Origin of the sequence: Butyricicoccus pullicaecorum, from assembly GCF_002160355.1 — a bacterium.
GTDB lineage: Bacteria > Bacillota > Clostridia > Oscillospirales > Butyricicoccaceae > Butyricicoccus > Butyricicoccus pullicaecorum.
This window is the reverse complement of the sequence record NZ_NFKK01000004.1, coordinates 212,813-236,633: the sequence shown is the minus strand read 5'-3', so window position 1 is coordinate 236,633 and position 23,821 is coordinate 212,813. Positions and strand designations below refer to the sequence as shown.

Here is a 23,821-nt window from a genome sequence, read left to right as displayed (position 1 = left end):
TGAGCGAAAGCTTCATTATTTAGTGGGTCAAATCCAGTGTAAACTCCGGCTCGCCCATTGCACCCGGTGCAACCTCGAACTTCTCAAACACGACAACCGGCTGACCCTGTTCATTCAGATAGAACTTGGTATTTTCATCGACCGTCTGGAAGCCGCCTTCCTCCGCCGTGAAATACTTCATTTCGCTCGCGCCGTCGTGCACATCCATCTGGTGCTTGATCTGCGTATTGGCCTCTTCGACCCAGTTTTCACCCAGCAGATCTTTGAGGGTAATCTCGCTGCCGTCGGTCAGACGCAGGTTATAGTAATGACGCTCGACGGTGCTAGCGTTCCAATCCTGCGAACCGGTCAGAACAAAGGAAACCACTGCATCGCTCTGGTACTTCACGTCATAATCGACCTTGACCTGAATGTCCTTTGCAGCAAATTCCTCTTCCGTGCCGCCGGTTGCGAGGAATGCAGCCTTATATTCCGCAAGGTCAGCTGCGGCCTTGGCCTCGTATGCCTTGACCTGCTCGTCGATCAGCTGATTGACGCGGTCGGTCTGCTCGCCCTGCACCTCGGGTACCGATACGGTCACCGTGCTGTCCGCAGTCTCATAAATATCACTGCGCACGCAGACAATGCGTGCCAGCGCACCCAGCGCCGGAATATCGGCAAGACCGAGTGCAAAAGCCGGGCTTGCGTTGACGGCTACGATAAAGCAAGCTGCAACACCGGTAACGGCAGTCGCAATGCGGCGTCTGGTTTTTCTTCTCAGCTGTTTCATATCAATAACTTCCTTTCCCTGCTCGATCGCGGCCAGTGTACGCTCTTTCAGCTGCTCCGGCGCGTGGATTTCTTGCAGCCTTCGGAGTTCCTCTAAATTTTTCATTTCAGGTGTCCTCCTCCAGTTTCAATTTCAGTTTGTTTCTCGCACGATGCAGACGAGTGCGCACGGTTGCCGGGCGGCACCTGAGCATGCTCGCGATCTCATCGGTTTGATAGCCTTCGACGTAATGCAGATAGATGACCGTGCGCAGCTCCTCCGGGAGTGCGGCGACGGCGTTCCACAAATCGGCGTAGTCCTCGGGCACCGGCGCGGTGTCCGCCGACCACTCTTCCAGCGGTGCGCTCTTCTGAAACCATGCGCTTCGGTGCAGATCTGTACAGCAATTCACTGTCACGCGAATGAGCCATGCTTTCAGGTGGTGATCGTCTCGAAATACCGTATCATCTCGGAACAGTCGCAGGAATACGTCCTGATACACGTCCTCGGCATCCGATTTCGTGCCCAGACGGCAAAGCGCCAATCGATAGACCATATCACCGTGCGCGTCCATGGCTGCGCACAGCGCGGTTTTATCTTTCATCGTGTTCCCTTCTTTCTGTCCCTTGCGCATTACACTATTTACACGGATGGCTTTTTTGTTTTGTTCCCGGGAAAGGAAAAATTTTTTGTTGGGAGTATGGAAACCCGCCCGCAGGCGAAATGAAGTTTTCGCCGGCCTTTTTCAAAAGGCCGCAGGTTCTCAGGGCAGAGCCCTGAGTCGCCATCCGCAGATGGCGAAACCTCCTCTTGATTCCGGTCAAAGACCGGAATCAACCAAAATGAAAAAGAAAAGCGCGTCCCGCTGGACGCGCAATTTCTGGAAAGACCGTCCGGTCGGACGGTCTTTCCTTTTTGTTTGTTTTCATTGATTCCCGGGTCGGACACCGGGAATCAAAAGGGGATTTCGCGTCCTGCGGGACGCGACTTGAGGCTCTGCCTCAAGACTCCGCAAGCCTTTCGAGAAAGGCTTGAGCGAAAGCTTCATTAGGGGTGCGGTGCTTATTTGTCCACGAAAAACGCTCTAGTCTGGCGGACATTCTCCTCAATCGCCGCGTGCAATTCCTCCACCGAATCAAAGGCTTTTTCCGGTCTTAAAAACTGATGCAGCTCAACATGAATGAGTTTGCCGTACAGATCGCCTGAAAAATCCAACAGATGCGGTTCGATGGTCGGTGCGCCGCCGTCCACGAAGGTCGGTTTGACGCCGATATTGGTTGCGGCGAGGTATACTTGATCGTCCACACGCACGCGGGTAGCGTACACGCCATAGGGCGGCAATGCCATCTCGGGCGGCAGGGGCAGATTGACGGTCGGCACGCCGTAGGTGCGGCCTACCTTTCTGCCGTGTGCCACCACGCCGGTGATGGTATAGGGATGACCCAAAAACTTGGTCACACGCTCCATATCACCGAGCGAAATGAGCTGACGGATGTACGTAGAGGACACGACGATGCCGTCGATCTTGACGTCCGGGATGCAGTCGTAGCCGATACCGGCCTTCTTGCACTCTTCCGCCATACCCTCCGGGGTGCCCTTGCCCATATAGCCGAAGCGATTATTATGTCCGGAGATAATATACTGCGCGCCGAAGCGTCCGATGAGCAATTCGTGGATGAAATCGCGCCAATCCATGGTGCGCAGCTCCTCGAAATGTCCAAAGATGACCTCATCTACCCCGCCGAGCAGTTTGATCTCGTCCTGACGGTATGCGCCCGCGGTCAGGAGCGGAACCTGACGGCCGGTCATGACCGACGACGGATGTTTGTCGAAGGTGAACACCGCGGATGTGCCGCCGATCTCCCGGGCACGCTGGACGGCGCGTTCCATGAGGGCGCGGTGACCCATGTGTACGCCGTCGAAGTAGCCCAGTGCGATGGCACGCGGTGGTCTGTGCTGTTTCATCTGGAACCTCCAGCGGGGAGGACTCTCCCCTGTTTATCGAAAATTCTTGTGGACAAAGAGGCCGTTTCCGCCCTTGTCCAGGGTATCCACCCGGCCGAGCATGAGAAACTTGCCGTCCGCGTACACGCGGCACAGGGTACCCGGTGCAAACTGCGCGAGGCCGTCAGTCTGACGCTCGAACACGGTCGCACCGCGTGCGGCGCGGTCGCGTCCCTCGGCATTCAAGGTAACTGCCGGGTAGTCTACGAACAGGCTGTCGGTCGGTCGGAACAGGCTTTCCAGCGTGCCGTCGTCACGTGCCCGCTCGATCTGCTCGAACGTCACCGCCTCGGACAGGTCGTACACGCCCGCACGGGTGCGGGTCAGTGCGTGCATGGCCGCGTGGGTGCCCAGCTTTTCGCCCAAATCGTGCACGATGGTGCGCACGTAAGTGCCCTTAGAGCAGGTCACGCGGAACGCCCCCTTTTGGCTGTCCGGGTCGAAATTTAAAAGCGCAATGTCCAGAATGGTGATGTCACGCGCCGGGCGCTCGACCTCTTTTCCCTTGCGAGCGAGGTCGTAGAGCTTCTGGCCGTCGATCTTGATGGCCGAGTACATGGGCGGCACCTGCTTCTGTGCACCCAAAAAGGTGTTAAGTGCTGCGCGTACCTCGTCCTCGGTCACGCGCTTTTCCGACTGTGCGGTGACCGTTCCGGTCGTGTCCTGTGTGTCGGTAGAAAAACCCAGCGTGAACCCGGCCTCGTAGGTCTTGTCCTGCGCGGCGGCGTAGTCGGCAGCCTTGGTCGCGCCGCCGACGAAGATGGGCAGCACGCCGGTTGCCATCGGGTCGAGCGTGCCGCCGTGACCGATCTTGCGCGTTCTGAGAATGCCGCGCAGCTTGGCGACCACGTCGTGCGAGGTGAAATCCTGCGGTTTATGGAAAATCAGGATGCCGTTCAGTTCCATTCAGGCCAGCTCACTTTCCGCGTACACCTGACGGGCTGCGTCGACAATCTGGTCACGCGCCTCATCCGGGCCGCAGGACAGGCTTGCGCCGCCCGCTCTGAGGTGTCCGCCGCCGCCGCACTTGGCACAGATGGCCGATGCGTCCACTTCCTTGGTGGTGCGCACCGAGATCTTGCTCGTGCCGTCGGTGTTCTCGGTGATGGTGATGCCCACCTGTACACCCTCGATCTGGCGGGTCAGCGAGGCGATGGAGTCCAGATCATCCATATCCGCGCCCGTGCGGTTGATATCCGCGCGGCGGATGATGACCAGCGCGATCTTGCCGTCCATCAAAAACTCCATGGTATCAAAAATGATGCGTTCCATCTGAAAGCGCGGCCAGCTCTTGACCTCGAACAGGCGGCGGTTGATCTCGCCCCCGTCCACACCCGCTTCCAGGCAGCGCGCCGCGATGCGCAGGGTGTCGGGTGTGGTATTAGAGTAGCGGAAGCAGCCGGTGTCGGTCGACAGTGCGATATACAGGCACTCGGCAATGTCAGCGGTCAGCTCAACGCCCATCTCGTCCAGCACGTCGGCAATCAGCTCGGCGCACGCGCCGGCGGTCTCGCGCACGACGCGCACGGGTGCTGTCATGGCGTTCGAGCGATGATGATCCAGCACCACGTCCAGACGGTCGCGGTAAGGTTCTGCGTTGTCGGTCAGCAGACCGTAATCGGCAATGTCGGTCGTGACCACGCAAGCGGGCACAAAGTCTGCCGGTGCGTAGCACGGCGCGATCAGCCCTTCGTAGCGTCGGGTCAGCTCGACGTTTTCCAGAATATATGCGGTCTTGCCCAGCTGGCGCAGGCCGCGGCACAGCGCACCCGCACAGCCGGTGGTGTCACCGTCCGGACGGCGGTGGGTCAGAATGAGAATGTTGTCGGCAGCCAGCAGAGCGCGGGCTGCCTCAGAGGCCGTACCGGTCATTCCTCTTCCCCGCTTTCCGGTGCGCCCATCTTGCCCTCACGCGCGAGCTGATGGATGACGTCGTTGATGTGTGCGCCGCTCTCGATCGAGTGGTCGAGCGTGAACACCAGCTCGGGTGCGTAGCGCAGCTGGACAGCGCGTCCGACCTCGCGGCGCAGCCAGCCGGCAGCAGACTTGAGACCCTTCATGACTTCCTTGGCCTGGTCGTCTGCGCCCAGAACCGAGATATAGGCCTTGGCATAGCGCAGGTCATTGGTGACCTCACAGTGGGTCACAGACACGAATGCGCCGGACACACGGGGGTCTTTGACCTGTCGGATGGCTTCGGCCAATGCGCGGCCGTACAGTTCGGAAATGCGGTCGATGCGATTGTTCGCCATAAGTCTCCCTCCTTCGGAGCAAATGAAAACAAGGGACGGGCAGTGTGCCCGCCCCTTGTGGCTGATCGGTGTAACAGGACTAGGATGCCCCAATCCCGAAAAATTACTGCTTGATTTCCTCCATCACGAAGGCCTCGAATACGTCGCCTTCCTTGATGTCGTTGAAGTTCTCGAAGCCGCAGCCGCACTCGTAACCGGATGCAACTTCCTTGACGTCGTCCTTGAAGCGCTTGAGCGAGGACAGAACGCCCTCATGGATGACGATACCGTCACGGACGATACGAACCTGTGCTGCGCGCTGGATCTTGCCGTCCTGAACGTAGCAGCCTGCGATGGTGCCGACACCGGATACGCGGAAGGTGGTGCGCACCTCTGCGTGACCCAGAACCGCCTCGCGGAACTTGGGCGCGAGCATACCCTTCATCGCCTGCTCCATCTCCTCGATGCAGTCGTAGATGATGCGGTACATGCGCATGTCAACGCCCTGTGCGGCAGCCGAATCGGTTGCAACGCGGTCAGGACGGACGTTAAAGCCAACGATGATGGCACCCGAAGCGGCAGCCAGCATAACGTCGGACTCGTTGATCGCACCAACTGCACCGTGGATAACGCGCACGCGTACTTCCTCGTTAGACAGCTTTTCGAGCGATGCGCGCAGTGCCTCGACCGAACCCTGTACGTCGGCCTTGACGATGATGGACAGTTCCTTCATCTCGCCTTCCTGAATGGAAGCGAACAGGTTATCCAGAGTAACCTTGTGGAACTGCTTATTGCGCTCGTCCTTCTCCTTCTGCTTGCGCTGCTCGACCAGCTCACGTGCCATGCGCTCGTCGTCGACTGCGTAGAAGATATCACCAGCGCCCGGAACTTCGCCCAGACCGATGATCTCGACCGGAACAGACGGGCCGGCAGACTGAATCTTCTTACCGTCGTCGTCGGTCATCGCACGGACACGGCCAACTGCCGTACCGGCAACGACAACGTCACCCGCATGCAGCGTACCGTTCTGTACGAGCACGGTTGCAACCGGGCCGCGGCCCTTGTCGAGCTTTGCCTCGATGACCGTACCCTTTGCCTGACGGTCGGGGTTTGCCTTGAGGTCGGAAACCTCGGCGGTCAGCAGAACCATCTCGAGCAGGTTCTCGATGCCCTGGCCAAACTTTGCCGAGATGTTGCAGACGATGGTATCGCCGCCCCACTCCTCGGGCACCAGCTCGTACTCGGTCAGCTGCTGGAGCACGCGGTCGGGGTTTGCGCCTTCCTTATCGATCTTGTTGACGGCAACGATGATCGGTACGTTCGCTGCCTTTGCATGGTTGATCGCCTCGATGGTCTGCGGCATGATGCCGTCGTCGGCTGCGACAACCAGGATCGCGATATCGGTAACCTGTGCGCCGCGGGCACGCATGGATGTGAACGCCGCGTGACCCGGGGTATCCAGGAAGGTAATGGGCTTGCCGTCTACCTGTACACGGTATGCACCGATGTGCTGGGTAATACCGCCGGCCTCGCCCTCGGTGACCTTGGTCTTACGGATGGCGTCGAGCAGAGAGGTCTTACCGTGGTCAACGTGACCCATAACGACGACAACCGGATCGCGGGGCTTGAGATCTTCGTCCTTGTCCTCGTGCTCGTCGAACAGACGCTCCTCGATGGTGACATGGACTTCCTTCTCAACCTTTGCACCCATCTCCTCGGCAACCAGTGCCGCGGTGTCAAAGTCGATGGTCTCGGAGACCGAAGCCATAACGCCCAGCTTCATCAGTTCCTTGATGACGTCCGCTGCGGTGCGCTTCATGCGCTGTGCGAACTCGCCGACGTTGATCTCGTCCGGAATGGAGACCTTGAGCTGTACCTTCTTGGCAGCAGCCTGCTGCTGCTGACGCTGCAGGCGGCGCATCTTCTCCTGCTCCTCCTGACGGCGCTTGCCCGATGCCTGCTGCTTGGCACGCTGGTCGGACTTCTTGGTCAGCTTCTGCTTCTTCTGGCTGGACGAGGACATACGCTCTGCCTTCTCGGAAACCAGAGAATCAATGCGCTCGTCGTACTTGTCGAGGTTGACGTCGCCGCCGGTACGGGTATCGATGCGGTGTACCTGCTTAACGCGGCTGTGCTGCTGCGGCTGTGCCTGCTGCTGCGGCTGCTGCTGGGACGACTGCTTGTTGTCCTTTGCCGGCTGCTGTGCCTGCTGCTTGCTCGCCTCCTGCTTGTGTGCAGCTGCCTGCTGGCGCGACTCTGCCAGCTTCTTGCTGCGCGCCTGCTGCTGGCGCTCGAGTACGCCCTCGAGGTCGGCAACCTGATTGTCACGGGTCATAACCTCAAAAATCAGGCTCAGCTCGTTATCCTCCAGAACCTGCATGTGGTTCTTGGGCGCCTTGGCGTACTTCGCCAAAATATCGGTCACTTCTTTGTTGCCCACGCCAAAGTCCTTTGCGACTTCGTGGACGCGGTATTTATTTTCTAATGCCATTGGCGTTCACCTCCAGAAAGATTTCCACCTGGCCGCGCTCACACGCGGCGCGTGGTTTTGGAAGGCCGCCGAATCCCGTTCGGAACACGGCGGAATATGCAAACGCGGATTATCCGCGGGATTTTTTATCCTTTTTGATGCCCTTGCGGCTGTCAATGCGCGTCTTTTTCTGAGCGACGCGGGCGGCAGCCAGTCGGTTCTCCTCCGAGCTGTCCGCGAACTTCTTTGCCGCAGCCTGTGCCATGCCGATATCCTGCATGGCGCACACAGCGCAGTCCGGGAAACCGACCGCGCGGCCGAGCTCGGCCTTTGCGCAGGGCAGACGGAAGACCGGTACGCGGGCATCGTGCCGCATGACCTTGCGGCGGGTGGCCTCGCCCACGTCCTCAGCCAGGAAGATGGCACGGGCACGGCCCTCTGCGACCAGCTCTGCCGTCAGCGCTTCACCGACTGCCAGCTTGCCCGCACGGCGTGCCAGACCGATCAGGCCCAAAAGCGGCTCAATCTGCATGTCCGGCCTCCTCCATGCGCTTTTCCAGCGCATCATACACCTCTGCCGGAATATCGCAGCCGAAGGCACGCTCCAGTGCGCGCGCCTTGCGGGCTTTCTTCAGGCATTCGGGATTTTGACACAGATAGGCGCCGCGACCCGGGGCTTTTCCCCTGAAATCCAGCGTGATTTCGCCCTCAGGCGAGCGCACGGCGCGAATCAGGGCACGCTTTTCGTACATGGTGCGGCAGCCCAGGCATTGCCGCATCGGAATCTTCTTGTGCTGCATCACGGCTGTCCTCCCAGACAAACTTAGGCCTGCGATGCCGGCGCGATGTCGATCTTGCAGCCGGTCAGCTTAGCAGCCAGACGTGCGTTCTGGCCTTCCTTACCGATCGCCAGAGACAGCTGATCGTCGGGCACGATGACGCGGCAAGCCTTGGTCTCGGGCTGCATGGTAGCAGAAATAACATCTGCCGGAGCCAGTGCTGCCGATACAAACGCAGCGGTGTCCTCGCTCCACTTGATGATGTCGATCTTCTCGCCGCCCAGCTCGTCAACGATGTTGCCGACACGTGCGCCGCGGGTACCGACGCATGCACCGATCGGGTCAACGTTCGGGTCGTTCGAGGTGACTGCGATCTTGGTGCGGCTGCCTGCCTCACGCGCAATGGACTTAACCTCTACGATACCGTCGTGAATCTCGGGTACTTCCAGCTCGAACAGACGCTTGACCAGACCCGGATGGGTACGGGAGATCAGGATCTGCGGGCCGCGGGTGCCCTTGCGAACCTCGATGACGTAAACCTTGATGCGGTCGCCTTCCTTGAACTGCTCGGTGCGTACCTGCTCGGACAGCGGCAGCATTGCCTCGGTCTTTTCACCCTGCGAGATCATTTCCAGCATGTAGCCGCCGCGCGGGTCGATACGGGAAACGGTTGCGGTCAGAATTTCATGCTCCTTGGACTCGAACTCGGACAGTACCATGCCGCGCTCTGCCTCACGGATGCCCTGGATGATGACCTGCTTTGCGGTCTGGGCTGCGATGCGGCCAAAGGACTTGGTCGGGATGTCGATGTCAATGACGTCGCCCAGAACTGCGCCAGCCTTATACTCGCGTGCTTCCTCGACGGTCATCTCCTCGTACGGCTCATAAACATCGTCTACAACGGTCTTGCGGACAAACATGCGGATGTCCTTGCCCTGACGGTCGGGTACGACGTATACATTATCGGTCATACCGTCGTTTTCACGCTTATATGCGGTGATGAGTGCCTGACCGACGCGGTCGAGCATGTAGTCAACCGGAATGCCCTTCTCCTTTTCCAGCTGCTCGAGGGCGGCAAAAAATTCCTTATTGATCATTGTGGTTGTGATTCACTCCTTATATCTTAGCGGGTGCCCCGTTCAGGACACATTCTTTCTCTCTTAAAACTGCACGGTCAGGCGAACGGATGCAACGTCCGCAGCCTCGTATACAACGGTCTGGCCGCCGACCTCGACGGTGACGTTGCCGTTATCATAACCCATCAGCTTGCCCTCGACGATCTTTGCGCCGTCGATCGCACGGTAGAACTTGACCTCAACGGTCTCACCGATGTACTTTGCGAAGTGCTCGGGCTTCTTCAGGCGGCGTTCCAAGCCTGCCGAGGACACGCACAGCGTATAAGGCGGCAGAGAATCAAAGTCCTTCGCGTCCAGCATGGGATCGATCGCACGCGAAATCTGCTCGCAGTGGTCGATGTCCACACCGCCGTCGCGGTCGATCGTGATGGTCAGCATGTACTGGCCACCCTCTTTTTCAAATTCCACGTCCCAAAGCGTTACGCCTGCCTGCTCGCACAGCGGCAGCGCCATTTCCTCCACGCGGCGGATCAGTTCCTTGGTCTGCATACCTACCTCCTCAAAAATGGTCATAAGCAATAAGAAAGAGTGGGTTGCCCCACTCTCCGAAAAACTTACATACTACTTTTGTTAGTATACCATCTTTTTTTGCCCGATGCAAGCCGTCTGGAAAATTTTTTGCAGCGGTTCCTGTCTTTTTTGCGCACATTCTGCCGGTCAGAGCGGCACCTTTCCGTATTTCGGGCTGTCGCCGAAACGATTTGCGCCGTCACTGTCCATCAGCAGCATCACACAGACTGCAATCCCACCAAAGGGAATCAGTCCCAAGAGTACCCACCAGCCACGCTTGTCGATATCATGTAAACGGCGTACCGCCATAGACAGCATGGGAATGGCTGCCAAAACGGTGAAAATCACATCGGCATAGGGGAAAAATGCGCCCAGAAGCAGACTGATGGCAATCGTAATCAGGAACGCTTCCCAGTACGTCGCTCTCCGCGTCCGACCGGAAAAGTCAAACGCACGCGCCCACATCTCAATAAATGCACCAAAAGCATTGGTTTCCATATAACGTCTCTCCTTTCCCGCCCTCAGGCGATAATCGGGTCCGGGCCTGAGGCCCGGCGCGGTCCAGCCGCGCAGGCTGGCCGCCGTCCGCAGACGGCGGAATTCTCTTTTTGATTTTCCCGTCTCCCGCAAGGGAAAATCAACCAAAACTTAACTTTCAGCGCGTCCGCGGACGCGCAAATCTCCGCGGCTGAAAGCCGCTCATGAAAACCAACCTGCCGGATTGGTTTTCCCTAACCTTTTACTTCCCCTCAATCTCCATAACCGCCATCTGTTCCCGGCTGACTCCGTTCTTCTTCCCGTAGCTGACCCAGTACCGCGTCGATGCCCGTACGAACATCCCACGCGTCAGCGGCATGCTCACATGCAGCACCCGCGCCTTGCCCTGCACGATCGCCGCCGCAAGCTGCCCGAGCTTGCGCTTCACCAGCCCACAAAACGGCGTGTCCAAAATGGCCTCACCGCTCGCAATCTTGAGCACCGACCCAAACCGATACCCATTCTGACGGCAGAACAGCTCGACCATGCGCACGGCGATATCGTTCTGGTGATGTTCAAAAAATCCGCAGTTAATCAGCACCGAAATGACCGGTTTGCGCTCCGGCGGACAGGTTTCCAGCGTCTTGAGGAAGTCAAGCAGCGTCACCGGCAAGCCGTCCGCATACAGCGGAAAGACCAGCAGCACGTCGGACACTTCGTTCATCTTCTCGCACAGCGCGGCGTGATTGGTTCGGGTGATGTTCTGGTACTCACACTGCACTTTGCAGCGGTTCATAAACAGCGCGGCGTAGCGCTTGGAGTTGGAGCGCGGCGCACGCGGGCTGCCGTTCAAAATCAGGATGCCTGCCATGCCCGTACCTCCTGCGCTGCGGCCTGTTCTACCTCGTCCTCGGTCACAAACCGGATCTCATAGGACGAAAAGTTCATGTTCTTGGCATTTCTCGCAACCAGTGCACGGAAAATTTCGCGTTCCTCGTCCGATGTCGTGCCGTAGGCGAGAATAACTGCGCGTTTGGGTTCGACCGCACGCTGGACATGGTGCGTCTCGCCGTCCAGCACGCGGATGAACGCCTGCTGCACCGGAATGGCACGCTCGAGCATGGTTTTCATGGGGCTGTCATAGCCGCCGTACTTGACCCTGCTTACATATAGGACGCGTTCGCTTTTGGCGATGACCGGGTAAATCCTCACCGCGTCGTCACGAATCACGCACCGCCCCGGCGTCTTTGTCCAGCAGCCAAAGCAGCCGACACAGTGCGCAATCCGGCAGCTGGACAGGTCGAAATATCGGGTGTCCGCGTCCAGGCTGTCCGAAAGCGGCAGAGGGCGGTCGCTCAATACAAGTTTCATCTTTTACTTCTCCATACAGGGACAGATGGAAAATATATCCCATACCGTCCGGGTTTCTATCAGTCCCCCCTATTCTACCACGTCCAATTTGCGGCGTAAATCCTGAATTTTAACAGACTGCCCCTGAGCATGCTCAGATGATATTGAGCATACCCATCCACAGGCACATGATAATGACAATGGCCAGCACCACGCGCCCGATGACCTGCCAGAAACGATAGTATTCGCTCGGCTCGCAGTCGCCGTCGACATACCGTCGGTAGCGCAGCTCAAAAAACAAGTCGGGATACAGGATATCCACCCACAAAAAGAAGGCTACAATTAGAGCAGGCAACAGCATAAGCGGCTCGCCGCGGGTCTCGTACGACTCTTCCAAGCGCATTACTGTCCAGCCATACTGCGTACCGTATCCGGGAAAATATTCCACTGGCTCAGGCTCTGCGTCTCCACGGATGTGAAAATCGAGACCATCCACAATGTCAAAGTCTTCGGTCGCGATCATATAATCGTGCGTGCGGGCGTTCGAGGTCAGTACACATCCCTCAAAGACCGGTGTGCCATTTTCGTAAAATTGTGCTCCGCGTGTTCCATCCAGCTCGGTCTTGACAACTTCATATTGTCGGCTTTGGCCGTTCACCGAAAAGTCGATCTGTGCACCGTTTTGGGTTGGGGTGATGTGCAATACATAGTGTATGCCGTCCTTTTTCCCCTGAAAACTGCCGTCTCTCTGTTTGACCAGAAAGGCATCCTGATACCAGATACCGGTCTGGAACATGAAATAGAGATAGAGCGGGATAAGGACAGCGGCGAGTGCGACAATGGCGATGATGCACTGTTTTTTATAGGTCTTCCAGATGCGGGTCAACATAAGGACACCCCCAGTTTATTCGGAAAAATCTCTCTGTTTCCCTCATTGTAGCACAGATTATGGCAGATACAAGAGGGAGATTATGATTACAGATTTTCTTTTCCGTTTAAGTACAGCACCAGCGAAACGACAAAAACGATGAGGACGAGCAGCAATGCGAGCAAGCTGGTCGGATAGGTCAGGTAGCTCCATGCGCTGGTTTCCCATTCTCCGGTGATTTTGTCGAGTGATTGGAGGATTTTGAGTGAGAACAACTCTAGGGAGAGTATCAAAGCACTGGCAATCATGCCGATCTGGCCGATTTGCTTTCGATTCATGGAGGGGATTCCCCTTTCATAAGGACGGAATTTTGATGATTTTTTATTATTGTAGCACAGGCGGGTATGGGTGGCAAGGTGGGATTTTGTGGGATGAAAAAAGCCCCAATCCAGCGGGTTGGGCTTATGAGCGGCTTTCAGCCGCGGGGGGATTTCGCTCGCTGCGGCGAGCGAGTGAAACGAAAGTTTTGTTGATTTTCGCTTCGCGAAAATCAAAAGGGGGATTCCGCGTCCTGCGGGACGCGGCTCAGGGCTCTGCCCTGAGAACCCGCAGCCTTTCGAGAAAGGCTGGCGAAAGCTTCCATTAGGGGTGCGGTGGTTTGGGCAAAAAAAATCAGTTCACCTGGGAGCACGCCTCAGGTGAACTGACCTTTATGCGTTAACCTTTACAAAAAAGCGCTAACGCCTGACACTTTGAACTTATACCAGCTCGATGATTGCCATCTCAGCGCAGTCACCACGGCGGGGACCGGTCTTGATGATGCGGGTGTAACCACCGTTACGCTCAGCGTACTTCGGAGCAATCTCAGAGAACAGCTTTGCAACAACAGCTTCCTTGGTAACGAAAGCCATAGCCTGACGGCGGGTTGCCAGGGTGTTCTTCTTGCCCAGGGTGATCATCTTCTCGCACAGGGGAGCGACTTCCTTTGCACGTGCCAGGGTGGTCTCGATTCTGCCGTTCTCCAGCAGGAAAGTTACCATTGCACGCAGCATCGCCATACGGTGTTCGGTCGTGCGGCCGAGCTTACGATTTGCTGCCATGTTCGTGTACCTCCATATATAGGTCAATAGATATAAAGCGACGGCGCGGCAAAACGCCGCCGCTTTCGTGCTAAATTACCAGGGCGCTCCTGATCTTGTCAGCAAGCGCGTGGGCCGGGGAAACTTATTCCTCGGACTTGGCAAGCGACAGACCCATAGCCTCCAGCTTGCCGATGACTTCCTCGAGCGACTTGCGTCCGAGGTTTCTTACCTTCATCATGTCCTCTTCCGAGGTGTTGATGAGGTCCTCTACCGTGTTGATGCCAGCACGCTTGAGGCAGTTGAACGAACGTACCGAGAAGTCCAGCTCTTCGATGGTCATCTCCAGTACCTTGTCGTGCTGTGCCTCCGCCTTCTCTACGACGGTAGACTTCGAGCCGATCTCCTCCGAGAGATCAACAAACAGGTCAAGGTGATCGCGCAGAACCTTTGCACCCAGAGAAACTGCGTCACGCGCATGGATGGTGCGGTCGGTCCAGATCTCCAGCGTCAGCTTGTCGTAGTCGGTCGTGTTGCCGACACGGGTGTTCTCTACGGTATAGTTTACCTTGTACACCGGGGTGTAGATCGAGTCCACCGGAATGACGCCGATCGCGTTCTGATTCTGCTTGTTGCGCTCTGCCGGAACGTATCCGCGGCCGGATGCCAGGGTGATCTCCATAGACAGGCGCGCGTCGCTCATCAGGGTCGCAATATGCAGGTCCGGGTTCAGGATCTCGACCTCGCCATCCGAATGGATGTCACCGGCCTTGACCTCGCCTTCGCCTGCGGCTTCGATATAGACGGTCTTCGGACCATCGCAGTAAAGCTTGGCAATGATGCCCTTTACATTGAGGACGATCTCAGTTACGTCCTCCTTCACACCGGGAATGGTGGAAAACTCATGCTGCACGCCAGCGATTTTGATGGAGGTCGCGGCAGTGCCCGGGAGGGACGACAGCAGGATGCGGCGCAGGGAGTTACCCAGCGTCGTGCCATAGCCTCGCTCCAGCGGCTCTACGACGAATCTGCCATAGGAGCCGTCTTCTGCCAGCTCCTCGCAATCAATGCGCGGCTTTTCAATTTCGATCATTGTAAGATACCCTCCTTTTCATGCGGCCAATTCACTTGTAATATCGATGGAAATTTCACGCGCCCCGCGAAAATCGCGGCAGCGCGTAAAAGAAATCCAAGGAAATAAGGGTTTGGCTTATTTGGAGTACAGCTCGACGATCAGGTGCTCGGCTACCTCGTAGTCGATGTCGTCACGAGCAGGCATTGCAACGATCTTGCCCTCGAAGGAGTCGTTTGCCTTTTCAATCCACTTCGGGCAAGCCTTCTTGCCGTTCTCCTCGAGCAGAGTCTTGAACTTGGTCGAGGTGCGGGACTTCTCGCATACTGCAACAACGTCGCCCAGCTTTACCTGGTAGGAAGCGATGTTGACGCGCTTGCCGTTTACGGTGAAGTGTGCATGGCTAACCAGCTGGCGAGCCTCACGACGGGTGTTTGCAAAACCCATGCGGTAAACGGTGTTGTCCAGGCGGCGCTCCAGCTCCTGCAGCAGGATCTCACCGGTGATGCCCTGCTTCTTCTCAGCCTTCTCGTAGTACTTACGGAACTGCTTCTCCAGGACGCCGTAGATGAACTTGACCTTCTGCTTCTCGGTCAGCTGCATGCCGTACTCGGACTGCTTGCGGCGGGACTGCTTCGGGTTGCGCTTGGTCTCCTTGGAGTAACCAAGAACTGCAGGGGAAATGCCCAGGGTCTTACATCTCTTCAGAATGGGCTGCGTATTCTTTGCCATTATTGGTTTCCTCCTTGATTAAACTCTTCTTCTCTTGGGCGGGCGGCAGCCGTTGTGCGGGATCGGGGTAACGTCCTTGATCATGGTTACCTCGAGGCCGGTTGCCTGCAGCGCACGGATGGCTGCCTCACGGCCGGAACCCGGGCCCTTTACGTAGACCTCTACGGTCTTCAGGCCATGCTCCATAGCTGCCTTTGCAGCAGTCTCTGCAGCGGTCTGTGCAGCGTAGGGGGTAGACTTACGAGAGCCACGGAAACCCATCTCACCAGCGGATGCCCAGGACAGAGCGTTGCCGTTGGTGTCGGTGATGGTAACGATGGTATTATTGAAAGAGGAGCGGATATGAGCCGCGCCCTTTTCGATATTCTTGCGCTCGCGACGCTTGGTGCGTACCTGAGCGCCCTTCTTCTGAACCTTAGCCATTTATGCTCCCCTCCTTACTTCTTCTTGTTCGCAATGGTCTTCTTCGGGCCCTTGCGGGTACGTGCGTTGGTCTTGGTGCGCTGACCGCGAACCGGCAGGCCACGGCGATGACGCAGGCCGCGGTAGCAGCCGATCTCAACCAGACGCTTGATGTTGAGGCCGATCTCACGGCGCAGGTCACCCTCTACGGTGTAGCCGTGCTCGATGCACTCACGCAGCTTTGCTGCTTCTTCCTCAGTCAGATCCTTAACGCGGGTGTCCGGGTTGATACCGGTCTTGGTCAGGATTTCGTTGGACAGCTTCCGTCCGATGCCGTAGATGTAGGTCAGGCCGATCTCTACGCGCTTCTCACGCGGAAGGTCAACACCGGCAATACGTGCCATTTACATTTACCTCCAAAGTATCTTGCTGGGACGTGTGTGCGGTAACCAGTCTAAGGGCCGTCCCCGCCCTTGTAGCGCCGTGCGCCTGGGCGCACGTGCTTGTTGGTACCGTCGCTTGTATATTGGGAATCCCGAACGGAATCCCCACACAAAGAAGCGCCGGAGACAGAACTTTGCTTGCCTCCGTGTGGGATACAGCCGCACGTTCTGCGACCAGGGGTGTCTTTTTGCTTCCCTGCCGCAGCCGTTTGCGGAGCGCTCTAACCCAAGGGTCGTTTCCCTTAAATTAGCCCTGCTTCTGCTTGTGCTTCGGGTTCTGGCAGATGACCATTACGCGGCCCTTGCGGCGAATGATCTTGCACTTTTCACAGATCGGCTTTACAGACGGTCTTACTTTCATGAGAATAAACCTCCATCAGATAATAGATCGGTGGTGGATAACGGCTCCGCGGTCACGTTGGAGCCTCCGCCCGCCTTTTCATCACAAAGGGCGTCTTACTTGGAACGCCAGGTGATGCGGCCGCGGGTCAGGTCGTAGGGCGACATCTGCACGGTGACCTTGTCGCCGGGTAAAATGCGGATAAAGTTCATGCGGAGCTTACCCGAGATGTGAGCCAGGATCTTGTGCCCGTTGGGCAGCTCAACCTGGAACATCGCATTGGGCAGCGCCTCTATGACGGTACCTTCCAGCTCAATTACGTCGTCTTTAGCCATGTTCGCTTTCCCTTTCTTGGTCAGTGTTTTGGTTCTCACCTGCCCAGATGGACAGGGCTTTCCGGATATCGCTGTTGGTGAGTCGTCCGGTTGTCAGAAGCTTTTCCCGGGTGCGTTCGTCGCAGTGTGCGACAAACGTGGTGTGTCTGCGCTTTTTGCGCTTGGGCTTTTCCGCCCGGCGCAGCTTGCCGTTTGCAAGCCAGAGGAAGTTCTCCTCCTCGCGCACGACCAGCATCACTTCGTCCCGGTCGCGTCCGGCCAGCGAGATCACCAGGTCAGATACATGGGAACACATGGTCACAGCACCTCGCCGTCGATGGCCGTCAAGATTTCCGGCTCGCCATCGGTAATGGCGATCGTGTTTTCATAGTGTGCCGACAGCTTGCCGTCCTTGGTCTTGACGGTCCAGCCGTCAGACAGAACGCGCACGTCGTACACACCGGCGTTTACCATCGGTTCGACCGCAAGGGTCATACCTCTTTGCAGGCGGACGCCATGTCCCGGGCGGCCGAAGTTCGGAACTTCGGGCGACTCGTGGAGCTGGCGGCCAACGCCGTGACCTACGAAGGAGCGGACGACAGAGAACCCGTTGGCCTGGGCGTAGGCTTGCACCGCGGCCGAGATATCGGAAACGCGGCAGCCCTCTCGGGCAAACTTGATGCCCTCATAGAAGCTCTGCCGGGTTACCTCGATCAGCCGCTTGGCCTCTTCGGAGACCTCCCCGCACGGTACTGTGCACGCACAGTCGCCGTGGAAGCCGCCGATATAGGCACCAACGTCAATCTTTACGATATCGCCCGAGCGGACGACCCGCTTTTTGGAAGGGATACCGTGAATGACCTCGTCATTGATCGATACACAGGCGCTCGCCGGAAAGCCGCCGTAACCGAGGAAGGAGGGCTTAGCGCCCGCCTCCTCAATGGTCTTGCGGACAATCCGGTCGATGTCGTCCGTGGTAACCCCGGGAGCGACCGCGTCATACGCTGCCTTCCGCGCCAGGGCGGTGATCCGGCAGGCGACGCGCATGCGCTCCAGTTGTTCATTCGTTTTGATCGGAATCATATCTTACAGACCCAGCGCCTGGCATGCCAGAACCTTGGTCTGTTCAATGCCCTGTGCGCCGTCGATGCTCTTGAGCTTGCCCTGTGCGCCGTAGTAATCCTTCAGCGGCTCGGTCTGCTCGTGATAGGTCGCAAGACGATGCTTGACCACGTCCGGCTTGTCGTCCTTGCGGATGTGCAGCGTATCGCCGCAGACGTCGCAGACGCCTTCCTGCTTGGGCGGGTTCGCCTTGATGTGGTAGGTCGCGCCGCACTTGAGGCAGACGCGGCGGCCGGTCATGCGGCCTTCGATGACCGCGTCATCAACTTCGAGCGACAGCGCGCAGTCGATAGAAGCGATCTGGTCGAGTGCCTCGGCCTGCGGGATGGTGCGCGGGAAACCGTCCAGGATGAAGCCGTTTTTGCAGTCATCCTGAGCGATACGGTCACGCAGCAGGTCGATGACGAGCTGATCGGGTACCAGCTGGCCGGCATCCATAAATGCCTTAGCCTTCTGGCCAAGCTCAGTTTTATTGGCAATGGCCTCGCGCAGGATGTTGCCGGTCGAAACCGACGGAACGCCCATCTTTTCAATCAGATAGGACGCGAGCGTGCCCTTGCCGGCGCCAGGAGCGCCTAAAAGAATCAGATTCACAGAAAATGCCCCCTAAATTACTCCAAGAAGCCCTTGTGGTGACGCATCATCATCTGTGCCTCGAGCTGCTTGACAGTCTCAAGCGCAACGCCGACGACGATGATGACCGAGGTGCCGCCCAGTGCAACATTGCGCAGGTTGGAGTTGAATGCGCCAATGATGAGCGGAACCAGCGCGACGACGCACAGGAAGATCGCGCCAACAAAGACAACCTTGCCCAGTGCCTTCATAATGAAGTCGGACGTGGGCTTGCCGGGACGGAAGCCCGGGATATAACCGCCGTTCTTCTTCAGGTTGTTCGCAATCTCGATGGGATTAAACTGAATCGAAGCGTAGAAGTACGAGAAACCGAAGATCATAACCGCATAGAGTGCGATATAGAACGGGGAAGTCTGCTGGAACAGGCTCATAATCGAGGCTCCGACCGTGCCTGCCTCGGGATTCCAGAACATCTGGATGGTCGCCGGCAGAGACAGGATCGAAGACGCGAAGATGATCGGCATAACGCCGGTTGCGTTGACCTTGATCGGCAGGTGAGTCGACTGGCCACCGTACATCTTGCGGCCCACAACGCGCTTTGCGTACTGGATCGGGATGCGGCGCTCAGCATTCGACATGTAGACGATGAATACGACCATCGCCAGACCGACCAGGATCATAAGGATGCCGATGACTGCGGAAGTCTTGAACAGCTGCATAACTGCAGTTGCCAGAGAAGGACCGCGGGAGATAATGCCCGCGAAAAGGATGATCGAGATACCGTTGCCGATACCGTTCTGGGTGATGTGCTCGCCCATCCACATAATCAGCGCAGTACCTGCGGTGAACGCCATGATGATGACGATTGCAGCCCAGACGCCGGTCTCGGTCAGCAGACCCCAGCTCTTAAGCAGCATGTAGTAGGAGAAGCCCTGAACGAAGCCGAGCAGAACAGCAACGTAGCGCGTCCAGCTTGCGATCTTCTTCTGGCCTTCCTCACCGCCGTCCTTAACCATGTGCTCGAGAGCAGGGATGGCAACGGTCAGCAGCTGCAGGATAATCGATGCGTTGATATAGGGAGTGATGCCCATTGCGAAAATCGTCGCATTGGACAGGCCGCCGCCGGTGAAGACATCCATGAAGCTCAGAAGCGAGCCGTTGGAGGTCTGCTGCTCAAAGACCTGAGACAGCATGGCGAAATCTACGAACGGAACCGGGATAGAAGAACCGAGGCGGAAGATGAAGACAATGAACAGAGTGTACAGAATCTTCTTACGCAGTTCTGCGACCCGCCACGCATTCTTGATGGTCTCGAGCACCTTAGATCACCTCGGCCTTTCCGCCTGCCTTCTCGATCTTCTCCTTTGCGGAAGCAGAGAATGCCGCAGCCTTTACGGTAAGGCTCTTGGTCAGCTCGCCGTTGCCAAGGATCTTGACGCCGTCGAGTGCCTTAGAGATGACACCGGTCTCGAGCAGCAGCTCGGTGGTAACCTCGGTGCCGTTCTCGAAACGCTCCAGAGCGGAAACGTTAACCGGTGCGTAGGTGGTGCCGAAGATATTGTTGAAACCGCGCTTGGGCAGACGGCGTGCCAGAGGCATCTGGCCACCCTCAAAGCCCGGGCGAACGCCGCCGCCGGAGCGAGCCCACTGGCCCTTGTGACCGCGGCCTGCGGTCTTGCCGTTACCGGAACCAGCGCCACGACCCTTGCGGTATGCCTTCTTGGTAGAACCCAGAGCGGGCTGTAAGTCCTGAAGCTTCATGTCGTTACGCCTCCTCTACGATTTCGATGAGGTAGCCGATCTGAGCCAGCTTGCCGCGGGTTGCAGCGTTGTCCGGCTGAACGGTTACGTCGTTGATTTTCTTAAGACCCAGAGCGTGAGCGGTCGCGATGTGCTGCTGCTTGCGGCCTGCCAGGCTCTTTTTGAGGGTAATCTGAATGTTTGCCATGTCTATTACCCCTCCTATTACAGTTCGTTTACGTCTTTGCCGCGAACTGCTGCAACCTCAGCTGCATTGCGCAGGCTCTTGAGGCCCTCGATGGTTGCGGTTACAACGTTCTGCGGATTGTTGGAACGCAGGCACTTGGTACGGATATCCTTAATGCCAGCTGCCTCAACGACAGCACGGACAGCGCCGCCTGCGATAACACCGGTACCAGGAGCAGCGGGCTTCATCAGCACGCGGCCTGCACCGAACTCACCGATTACCTCGTGGGGAATGCTGGTGCCCTTGAGGGAAATCTTGATGAGGTTCTTCTTTGCATCCTCAATACCCTTGCGGATCGCGTCGGGAACTTCGGAGGCCTTGCCCAGACCGAAGCCAACGGTGCCCTTGCCGTCGCCTACGACTACGAGAGCCGCAAACTTGAAGATACGACCGCCCTTAACAGTCTTGGATACGCGATTGAGAGCGACGACGGTTTCCTTGAACTCGTCCTCTCTCTTCTCGTTACGATCAAACTTAGCCATGTTTTACCTCCTCCCGACTTAAAACTGAAGGCCGCCCTCGCGAGCGCCCTCTGCGAGTTCCTTCACGCGGCCGTGGTACAGATAGCCACCGCGGTCAAATACGACATTCTCGATGCCCTTTGCCTTGCAGCGCTCTGCTACCAGCAGACCAACCTTCTTTGCAGCGTCCTTGTTGCCGCCGTACTCGGTGAAGTCCTTCTCAATCGTCGAAGCGGAGACGAGGGTCACGCCGGCTACGTCGTCGATCACCTGTGCATAGATGTTCTTTGCGCTTCTGTATACGTCAAGACGGGGGCACTGAGCGGTGCCGGAGATCTTGCCGCGTACTCTCTTATGGCGCTTCAGGCGCGCCTTGTTAGAATCCTTCTTAGAAACCATTTAAGCACACTCTCCTTTCTTACTTCTTCTTGCCGCCGGTCTTGCCTTCCTTGCGGCGGATGTGCTCATCAACGTACTTGATGCCCTTGCCCTTATACGGCTCCGGCGGACGCTTCTCGCGTACTTCCGCTGCAAACTGGCCGACCTTCTGCTTGTCGGGACCGGAAATGATGATCTTGTTGGGGTTCGGAACCTCGATGGAGATGCCGTCGATCTCGCTCATAACAACCTGATGAGAGAAACCGAGGTTCATAACCAGATCCTTGCCCTGCTTTGCAACACGGTAACCTACGCCGTTAACGTCCAGCTCCTTCTTGAAGCCCTCGGTTACGCCGACAACCATGTTGTGGATCAGGGTGCGGGTCAGGCCATGCAGTGCGCGGTTCTGCTTCTCGTCGTTCGGACGGGTAACAACGATCTCGTTGTTCTCAACAGCAACCTGCATGTTCGGATGAAGCTCGCGGGTCAGGGTTTCCTTAGCGCCCTTAACCGTAATGACATTGCCGTCCAGGGTGACAGTAACACCAGCGGGGATGGCAATAGGCATTCTACCAATTCTCGACATTGTGAATTACCTCCTTACCATACGAACGCCAGGACTTCGCCGCCGACGTTCAGCTCGCGAGCCTTCTTGTCGGTCATGACGCCCTTGGACGTAGAAATGATGGCAACGCCCAGGCCACGGAGAACCTTGGGCAGCTCCTGTGCACCAGCGTAGACGCGCAGGCCGGGCTTGGATACACGCTTGATGCCGGTGATTGCCTTCTGGCGGTTTGCACCGTACTTCAGGGTGATGCGGATGAGGCCCTGGTTGCCGTTGTCAACGAGCTGGAAAGCCTTGATGTAGCCCTCGTCGAGCAGGATCTGCGCGATGGACTTCTTCATCTTGGACGCCGGTACGTCAACGGTCTCGTGACGAGCAGCGCCCGCGTTGCGGATGCGGGTCAGCATATCCGCAATCGGATCAGTGATCTGCATTACTTTTGCTCCTTTCAGAAGTTTGGCGGTACTTCGTGTGGGTTCGCCCACGGGTTGCCGCCCACTTTTCTTACTAACGCTGCCGTGACCTTTTCACGGCAGGTGCTGGGGAAAAATATAAAAATCGATGGCCTGTTTTTGACCAGACCATCGATAATTATAACACAGTAAGAGCCCGTCCGCAATGGAAATTATGCCGATTTTTGCGCAGAAAATTCCCTTTGGGCGGGTCAAAATGTTATAACGGCAGGTCGGCCGTTTTTTGCGCTCCACAGACCGCGCCGGATGAAAACCGGTTGACGGCCAGCGGGCGGGCAGTGCTCTAAATTGGCACCGCGCTCGGCCTCAAAATTGAGGCTGGCAGTTAAGCGTGCATCGCACGTCTACAACATATTATATCAAAGATACGCCCGGGGTTGCAAGATTTTTTTCGCGCGATTTCGCACAATTTTGCAGGAAGTTTTTGGGCAGTTTGACCGGATGACCAAGCGTACCCGCCATCTTATGAATTGACTTTTTCATCGCTTTGTATTATAGTAAGGATAGAAAAAGGGCGCGTTACCAGCAGACGGTTACGCCCTCAGAGTTTAGTCAGAAAATGACCGCAACTCATTGGCGTGGGGGCGGTCATTTTCTTTTGCAAATCTGGAAAATCAGACCGGCAAATCCTATGAGTACCAGACAAAACTGAAACAGTTCTGAATATGTCACCATAAGATCACCCCCTTCCTTTCGGAATGGAGGACATAACCGCCTACCGTAGATTTCGGCAACCTTACGGAATCAGAAAACACCCCTGTGGGGTGTTTTCCCGTAAGGCTGTGACCGACTTGCTCGGTCAAGGCCCGAAATCCATGCACCGATACCATTTCTACAATACAAAAGGCACCTTACGGTGCCTTTTTCTTATTTTTATGTCCGTTGGGCGATTTTATAGTCAACTTCGACCGAGCCGGTCTCCCCTGCCGGTTTGGCCTCGAACAGGTAGTCGGTCTTTTCCCATCTGACCTCTGCCGAGATATGCCCCTCAGCACCCGGTTCGATCACGCGCGCGCCCGTGCGGTTGATCGTGATCTCGACCGGGTCGAATCCTTCATTCCGAATCCAGAAATTCACCGTTCCGCCATGCTCGGCGGTCAGCGACTGGGTCAGTTCCAATCCTCTCCAGGACGAAGTGCCCTCGGTCAGGGCTGCATCCGGGTCTGTCAGCGGCTCGGTCGGTGTTTTGCCCGGTACGCCTACCTGTCCAATCGCCATCAGTGCGCCCCAAACGCTTACAATGCACAGCGCACCGGCTGCGACTCCGGTTATCACATATCGATACAAAATCAAAACACCTCTTTCTT

At 57.1% G+C, this 23,821-nt stretch carries 34 protein-coding genes; all 34 read right to left on the bottom strand.

The features are described 5' to 3' along the window. Positions 1–19: 19 nt before the first annotated feature. The 34 genes from B5F17_RS05740 to B5F17_RS05575 all read right to left on the bottom strand — a co-directional run bounded on the left by B5F17_RS05740 (position 20) and on the right by B5F17_RS05575 (position 23,789). Positions 20–874: a DUF3298 domain-containing protein gene (locus B5F17_RS05740; RefSeq protein ID WP_087371723.1), complete on the bottom strand. Its 855-nt coding sequence runs from the start codon at positions 872–874 to the stop codon at positions 20–22. A gap of 1 nt (position 875) precedes the next feature. Continuing rightward, positions 876–1,352 (bottom strand): RNA polymerase sigma factor, encoded by a 477-nt coding sequence (locus tag B5F17_RS05735; protein ID WP_162608092.1) that lies wholly within the window; start codon positions 1,350–1,352, stop codon positions 876–878. Between the two features lie 458 nt (positions 1,353–1,810). Further along, positions 1,811–2,713 carry a riboflavin biosynthesis protein RibF gene (gene ribF, locus B5F17_RS05730; RefSeq protein WP_087371717.1) on the bottom strand — a complete coding sequence of 301 codons (903 nt, stop codon included), beginning with the start codon at positions 2,711–2,713 and terminating at the stop codon, positions 1,811–1,813. Between the two features lie 33 nt (positions 2,714–2,746). Further along, entirely contained in the window at positions 2,747–3,658 is a 912-nt protein-coding gene (gene truB / locus B5F17_RS05725; protein WP_087371714.1) for a tRNA pseudouridine(55) synthase TruB, read from the bottom strand. Continuing rightward, complete coding sequence (locus B5F17_RS05720) at positions 3,659–4,624, bottom strand: DHH family phosphoesterase (protein WP_087371712.1); 966 nt, start codon at positions 4,622–4,624, stop codon at positions 3,659–3,661. After that, the gene (rbfA, locus tag B5F17_RS05715; RefSeq protein ID WP_087371709.1) at positions 4,621–5,004 is read right to left on the bottom strand and encodes a 30S ribosome-binding factor RbfA; all 384 of its coding nucleotides are present in this window, start codon (positions 5,002–5,004) and stop codon (positions 4,621–4,623) included. The genes B5F17_RS05720 and rbfA overlap by 4 nt, the downstream gene beginning before the upstream one ends. A gap of 103 nt (positions 5,005–5,107) precedes the next feature. Continuing rightward, the gene (gene infB, locus B5F17_RS05710) at positions 5,108–7,474 is read right to left on the bottom strand and encodes a translation initiation factor IF-2 (protein ID WP_087371706.1); all 2,367 of its coding nucleotides are present in this window, start codon (positions 7,472–7,474) and stop codon (positions 5,108–5,110) included. Between the two features lie 109 nt (positions 7,475–7,583). Continuing rightward, positions 7,584–7,985, bottom strand: coding sequence for a L7Ae/L30e/S12e/Gadd45 family ribosomal protein (locus B5F17_RS05705; protein ID WP_016148754.1), 402 nt, complete (start codon positions 7,983–7,985; stop codon positions 7,584–7,586). Next, entirely contained in the window at positions 7,975–8,253 is a 279-nt protein-coding gene (rnpM, locus tag B5F17_RS05700) for an RNase P modulator RnpM (RefSeq protein WP_016148755.1), read from the bottom strand. Before rnpM ends, B5F17_RS05705 begins: the two co-directional genes overlap by 11 nt. A gap of 23 nt (positions 8,254–8,276) precedes the next feature. Continuing rightward, the gene (gene nusA, locus B5F17_RS05695) at positions 8,277–9,329 is read right to left on the bottom strand and encodes a transcription termination factor NusA (RefSeq protein WP_016148756.1); all 1,053 of its coding nucleotides are present in this window, start codon (positions 9,327–9,329) and stop codon (positions 8,277–8,279) included. A 63-nt stretch (positions 9,330–9,392) separates the two neighbouring features. Then, a complete protein-coding gene (locus B5F17_RS05690) occupies positions 9,393–9,857 on the bottom strand; it encodes a ribosome maturation factor RimP (protein WP_016148757.1) in 465 nt (154 codons plus the stop codon). Between the two features lie 168 nt (positions 9,858–10,025). Further along, a complete protein-coding gene (locus tag B5F17_RS05685) occupies positions 10,026–10,376 on the bottom strand; it encodes a DUF805 domain-containing protein (RefSeq protein WP_087371703.1) in 351 nt (116 codons plus the stop codon). Between the two features lie 241 nt (positions 10,377–10,617). After that, positions 10,618–11,226 (bottom strand): hypothetical protein, encoded by a 609-nt coding sequence (locus B5F17_RS05680; RefSeq protein ID WP_087371701.1) that lies wholly within the window; start codon positions 11,224–11,226, stop codon positions 10,618–10,620. Further along, a complete protein-coding gene (locus B5F17_RS05675; protein ID WP_087371698.1) occupies positions 11,211–11,726 on the bottom strand; it encodes a flavodoxin family protein in 516 nt (171 codons plus the stop codon). Before B5F17_RS05675 ends, B5F17_RS05680 begins: the two co-directional genes overlap by 16 nt. A 133-nt stretch (positions 11,727–11,859) precedes the next feature. Next, positions 11,860–12,594: a hypothetical protein gene (locus tag B5F17_RS05670; protein ID WP_087371697.1), complete on the bottom strand. Its 735-nt coding sequence runs from the start codon at positions 12,592–12,594 to the stop codon at positions 11,860–11,862. A gap of 86 nt (positions 12,595–12,680) precedes the next feature. Then, a complete protein-coding gene (locus B5F17_RS14640; protein ID WP_143287685.1) occupies positions 12,681–13,127 on the bottom strand; it encodes a hypothetical protein in 447 nt (148 codons plus the stop codon). Between the two features lie 204 nt (positions 13,128–13,331). Next, complete coding sequence (gene rplQ / locus B5F17_RS05660) at positions 13,332–13,673, bottom strand: 50S ribosomal protein L17 (RefSeq protein WP_016148763.1); 342 nt, start codon at positions 13,671–13,673, stop codon at positions 13,332–13,334. Positions 13,674–13,797: 124 nt separating this feature from the next. Continuing rightward, on the bottom strand, positions 13,798–14,745 hold the full coding sequence (locus B5F17_RS05655) for a DNA-directed RNA polymerase subunit alpha (RefSeq protein ID WP_016148764.1): 948 nt from the start codon (positions 14,743–14,745) through the stop codon (positions 13,798–13,800). 117 nt (positions 14,746–14,862) lie between these two features. After that, complete coding sequence (gene rpsD, locus B5F17_RS05650) at positions 14,863–15,456, bottom strand: 30S ribosomal protein S4 (RefSeq protein WP_016148765.1); 594 nt, start codon at positions 15,454–15,456, stop codon at positions 14,863–14,865. An 18-nt stretch (positions 15,457–15,474) separates the two neighbouring features. Beyond that, the gene (gene rpsK / locus B5F17_RS05645) at positions 15,475–15,879 is read right to left on the bottom strand and encodes a 30S ribosomal protein S11 (protein ID WP_016148766.1); all 405 of its coding nucleotides are present in this window, start codon (positions 15,877–15,879) and stop codon (positions 15,475–15,477) included. A 14-nt stretch (positions 15,880–15,893) separates the two neighbouring features. Then, positions 15,894–16,262 carry a 30S ribosomal protein S13 gene (gene rpsM, locus B5F17_RS05640; protein ID WP_016148767.1) on the bottom strand — a complete coding sequence of 123 codons (369 nt, stop codon included), beginning with the start codon at positions 16,260–16,262 and terminating at the stop codon, positions 15,894–15,896. Positions 16,263–16,548: 286 nt separating this feature from the next. After that, the gene (rpmJ, locus tag B5F17_RS05635) at positions 16,549–16,662 is read right to left on the bottom strand and encodes a 50S ribosomal protein L36 (protein ID WP_016148768.1); all 114 of its coding nucleotides are present in this window, start codon (positions 16,660–16,662) and stop codon (positions 16,549–16,551) included. A 95-nt stretch (positions 16,663–16,757) separates the two neighbouring features. Then, a complete protein-coding gene (gene infA, locus B5F17_RS05630; protein WP_016148769.1) occupies positions 16,758–16,976 on the bottom strand; it encodes a translation initiation factor IF-1 in 219 nt (72 codons plus the stop codon). Next, positions 16,969–17,271: a KOW domain-containing RNA-binding protein gene (locus tag B5F17_RS05625; RefSeq protein WP_016148770.1), complete on the bottom strand. Its 303-nt coding sequence runs from the start codon at positions 17,269–17,271 to the stop codon at positions 16,969–16,971. Before B5F17_RS05625 ends, infA begins: the two co-directional genes overlap by 8 nt. Before the next feature lie 2 nt (positions 17,272–17,273). After that, positions 17,274–18,038 (bottom strand): type I methionyl aminopeptidase, encoded by a 765-nt coding sequence (gene map / locus B5F17_RS05620; RefSeq protein ID WP_016148771.1) that lies wholly within the window; start codon positions 18,036–18,038, stop codon positions 17,274–17,276. 3 nt (positions 18,039–18,041) lie between these two features. Beyond that, positions 18,042–18,671, bottom strand: a complete 630-nt coding sequence (locus B5F17_RS05615; protein ID WP_087371691.1) for an adenylate kinase — start codon at positions 18,669–18,671, stop codon at positions 18,042–18,044. Between the two features lie 17 nt (positions 18,672–18,688). Next, positions 18,689–19,969, bottom strand: coding sequence for a preprotein translocase subunit SecY (secY, locus tag B5F17_RS05610; protein WP_016148773.1), 1,281 nt, complete (start codon positions 19,967–19,969; stop codon positions 18,689–18,691). A 1-nt stretch (position 19,970) separates the two neighbouring features. After that, positions 19,971–20,411 (bottom strand): 50S ribosomal protein L15, encoded by a 441-nt coding sequence (rplO, locus tag B5F17_RS05605; protein ID WP_016148774.1) that lies wholly within the window; start codon positions 20,409–20,411, stop codon positions 19,971–19,973. A gap of 4 nt (positions 20,412–20,415) precedes the next feature. Beyond that, positions 20,416–20,598, bottom strand: a complete 183-nt coding sequence (gene rpmD / locus B5F17_RS05600) for a 50S ribosomal protein L30 (protein WP_016148775.1) — start codon at positions 20,596–20,598, stop codon at positions 20,416–20,418. 17 nt (positions 20,599–20,615) lie between these two features. Continuing rightward, the gene (gene rpsE / locus B5F17_RS05595; protein WP_016148776.1) at positions 20,616–21,119 is read right to left on the bottom strand and encodes a 30S ribosomal protein S5; all 504 of its coding nucleotides are present in this window, start codon (positions 21,117–21,119) and stop codon (positions 20,616–20,618) included. A gap of 18 nt (positions 21,120–21,137) precedes the next feature. Further along, on the bottom strand, positions 21,138–21,497 hold the full coding sequence (gene rplR / locus B5F17_RS05590; RefSeq protein ID WP_016148777.1) for a 50S ribosomal protein L18: 360 nt from the start codon (positions 21,495–21,497) through the stop codon (positions 21,138–21,140). A 19-nt stretch (positions 21,498–21,516) separates the two neighbouring features. After that, positions 21,517–22,062 (bottom strand): 50S ribosomal protein L6, encoded by a 546-nt coding sequence (gene rplF, locus B5F17_RS05585; protein ID WP_016148778.1) that lies wholly within the window; start codon positions 22,060–22,062, stop codon positions 21,517–21,519. Between the two features lie 14 nt (positions 22,063–22,076). Further along, a complete protein-coding gene (rpsH, locus tag B5F17_RS05580; RefSeq protein WP_016148779.1) occupies positions 22,077–22,475 on the bottom strand; it encodes a 30S ribosomal protein S8 in 399 nt (132 codons plus the stop codon). Positions 22,476–23,387: 912 nt separating this feature from the next. Further along, entirely contained in the window at positions 23,388–23,789 is a 402-nt protein-coding gene (locus B5F17_RS05575) for a hypothetical protein (protein WP_143287684.1), read from the bottom strand. Between the last annotated feature and the right edge of the window lie 32 nt (positions 23,790–23,821).

Excerpts from the sequence above, each read along its gene's own strand:
- B5F17_RS05740 (WP_087371723.1), bottom strand. The coding sequence starts at position 874 with ATGAAAAATTTAGAGGAACTCCGAAGGCTGCAAGAAATCCACGCGCCG.
- B5F17_RS05735 (WP_162608092.1), bottom strand. The coding sequence starts at position 1,352 with ATGAAAGATAAAACCGCGCTGTGCGCAGCCATGGACGCGCACGGTGAT.
- ribF (WP_087371717.1), bottom strand. The coding sequence starts at position 2,713 with ATGAAACAGCACAGACCACCGCGTGCCATCGCACTGGGCTACTTCGAC.
- truB (WP_087371714.1), bottom strand. The coding sequence starts at position 3,658 with ATGGAACTGAACGGCATCCTGATTTTCCATAAACCGCAGGATTTCACC.
- B5F17_RS05720 (WP_087371712.1), bottom strand. The coding sequence starts at position 4,624 with ATGACCGGTACGGCCTCTGAGGCAGCCCGCGCTCTGCTGGCTGCCGAC.
- rbfA (WP_087371709.1), bottom strand. The coding sequence starts at position 5,004 with ATGGCGAACAATCGCATCGACCGCATTTCCGAACTGTACGGCCGCGCA.
- infB (WP_087371706.1), bottom strand. The coding sequence starts at position 7,474 with ATGGCATTAGAAAATAAATACCGCGTCCACGAAGTCGCAAAGGACTTT.
- B5F17_RS05705 (WP_016148754.1), bottom strand. The coding sequence starts at position 7,985 with ATGCAGATTGAGCCGCTTTTGGGCCTGATCGGTCTGGCACGCCGTGCG.
- rnpM (WP_016148755.1), bottom strand. The coding sequence starts at position 8,253 with ATGCAGCACAAGAAGATTCCGATGCGGCAATGCCTGGGCTGCCGCACC.
- nusA (WP_016148756.1), bottom strand. The coding sequence starts at position 9,329 with ATGATCAATAAGGAATTTTTTGCCGCCCTCGAGCAGCTGGAAAAGGAG.
- B5F17_RS05690 (WP_016148757.1), bottom strand. The coding sequence starts at position 9,857 with ATGCAGACCAAGGAACTGATCCGCCGCGTGGAGGAAATGGCGCTGCCG.
- B5F17_RS05685 (WP_087371703.1), bottom strand. The coding sequence starts at position 10,376 with ATGGAAACCAATGCTTTTGGTGCATTTATTGAGATGTGGGCGCGTGCG.
- B5F17_RS05680 (WP_087371701.1), bottom strand. The coding sequence starts at position 11,226 with ATGGCAGGCATCCTGATTTTGAACGGCAGCCCGCGTGCGCCGCGCTCC.
- B5F17_RS05675 (WP_087371698.1), bottom strand. The coding sequence starts at position 11,726 with ATGAAACTTGTATTGAGCGACCGCCCTCTGCCGCTTTCGGACAGCCTG.
- B5F17_RS05670 (WP_087371697.1), bottom strand. The coding sequence starts at position 12,594 with ATGTTGACCCGCATCTGGAAGACCTATAAAAAACAGTGCATCATCGCC.
- rplQ (WP_016148763.1), bottom strand. The coding sequence starts at position 13,673 with ATGGCAGCAAATCGTAAGCTCGGCCGCACGACCGAACACCGTATGGCG.
- B5F17_RS05655 (WP_016148764.1), bottom strand. The coding sequence starts at position 14,745 with ATGATCGAAATTGAAAAGCCGCGCATTGATTGCGAGGAGCTGGCAGAA.
- rpsD (WP_016148765.1), bottom strand. The coding sequence starts at position 15,456 with ATGGCAAAGAATACGCAGCCCATTCTGAAGAGATGTAAGACCCTGGGC.
- rpsK (WP_016148766.1), bottom strand. The coding sequence starts at position 15,879 with ATGGCTAAGGTTCAGAAGAAGGGCGCTCAGGTACGCACCAAGCGTCGC.
- rpsM (WP_016148767.1), bottom strand. The coding sequence starts at position 16,262 with ATGGCACGTATTGCCGGTGTTGACCTTCCGCGTGAGAAGCGCGTAGAG.
- rpmJ (WP_016148768.1), bottom strand. The coding sequence starts at position 16,662 with ATGAAAGTAAGACCGTCTGTAAAGCCGATCTGTGAAAAGTGCAAGATC.
- infA (WP_016148769.1), bottom strand. The coding sequence starts at position 16,976 with ATGGCTAAAGACGACGTAATTGAGCTGGAAGGTACCGTCATAGAGGCG.
- B5F17_RS05625 (WP_016148770.1), bottom strand. The coding sequence starts at position 17,271 with ATGTGTTCCCATGTATCTGACCTGGTGATCTCGCTGGCCGGACGCGAC.
- map (WP_016148771.1), bottom strand. The coding sequence starts at position 18,038 with ATGATTCCGATCAAAACGAATGAACAACTGGAGCGCATGCGCGTCGCC.
- rplO (WP_016148774.1), bottom strand. The coding sequence starts at position 20,411 with ATGAAGCTTCAGGACTTACAGCCCGCTCTGGGTTCTACCAAGAAGGCA.
- rpmD (WP_016148775.1), bottom strand. The coding sequence starts at position 20,598 with ATGGCAAACATTCAGATTACCCTCAAAAAGAGCCTGGCAGGCCGCAAG.
- rpsE (WP_016148776.1), bottom strand. The coding sequence starts at position 21,119 with ATGGCTAAGTTTGATCGTAACGAGAAGAGAGAGGACGAGTTCAAGGAA.
- rplR (WP_016148777.1), bottom strand. The coding sequence starts at position 21,497 with ATGGTTTCTAAGAAGGATTCTAACAAGGCGCGCCTGAAGCGCCATAAG.
- rplF (WP_016148778.1), bottom strand. The coding sequence starts at position 22,062 with ATGTCGAGAATTGGTAGAATGCCTATTGCCATCCCCGCTGGTGTTACT.
- rpsH (WP_016148779.1), bottom strand. The coding sequence starts at position 22,475 with ATGCAGATCACTGATCCGATTGCGGATATGCTGACCCGCATCCGCAAC.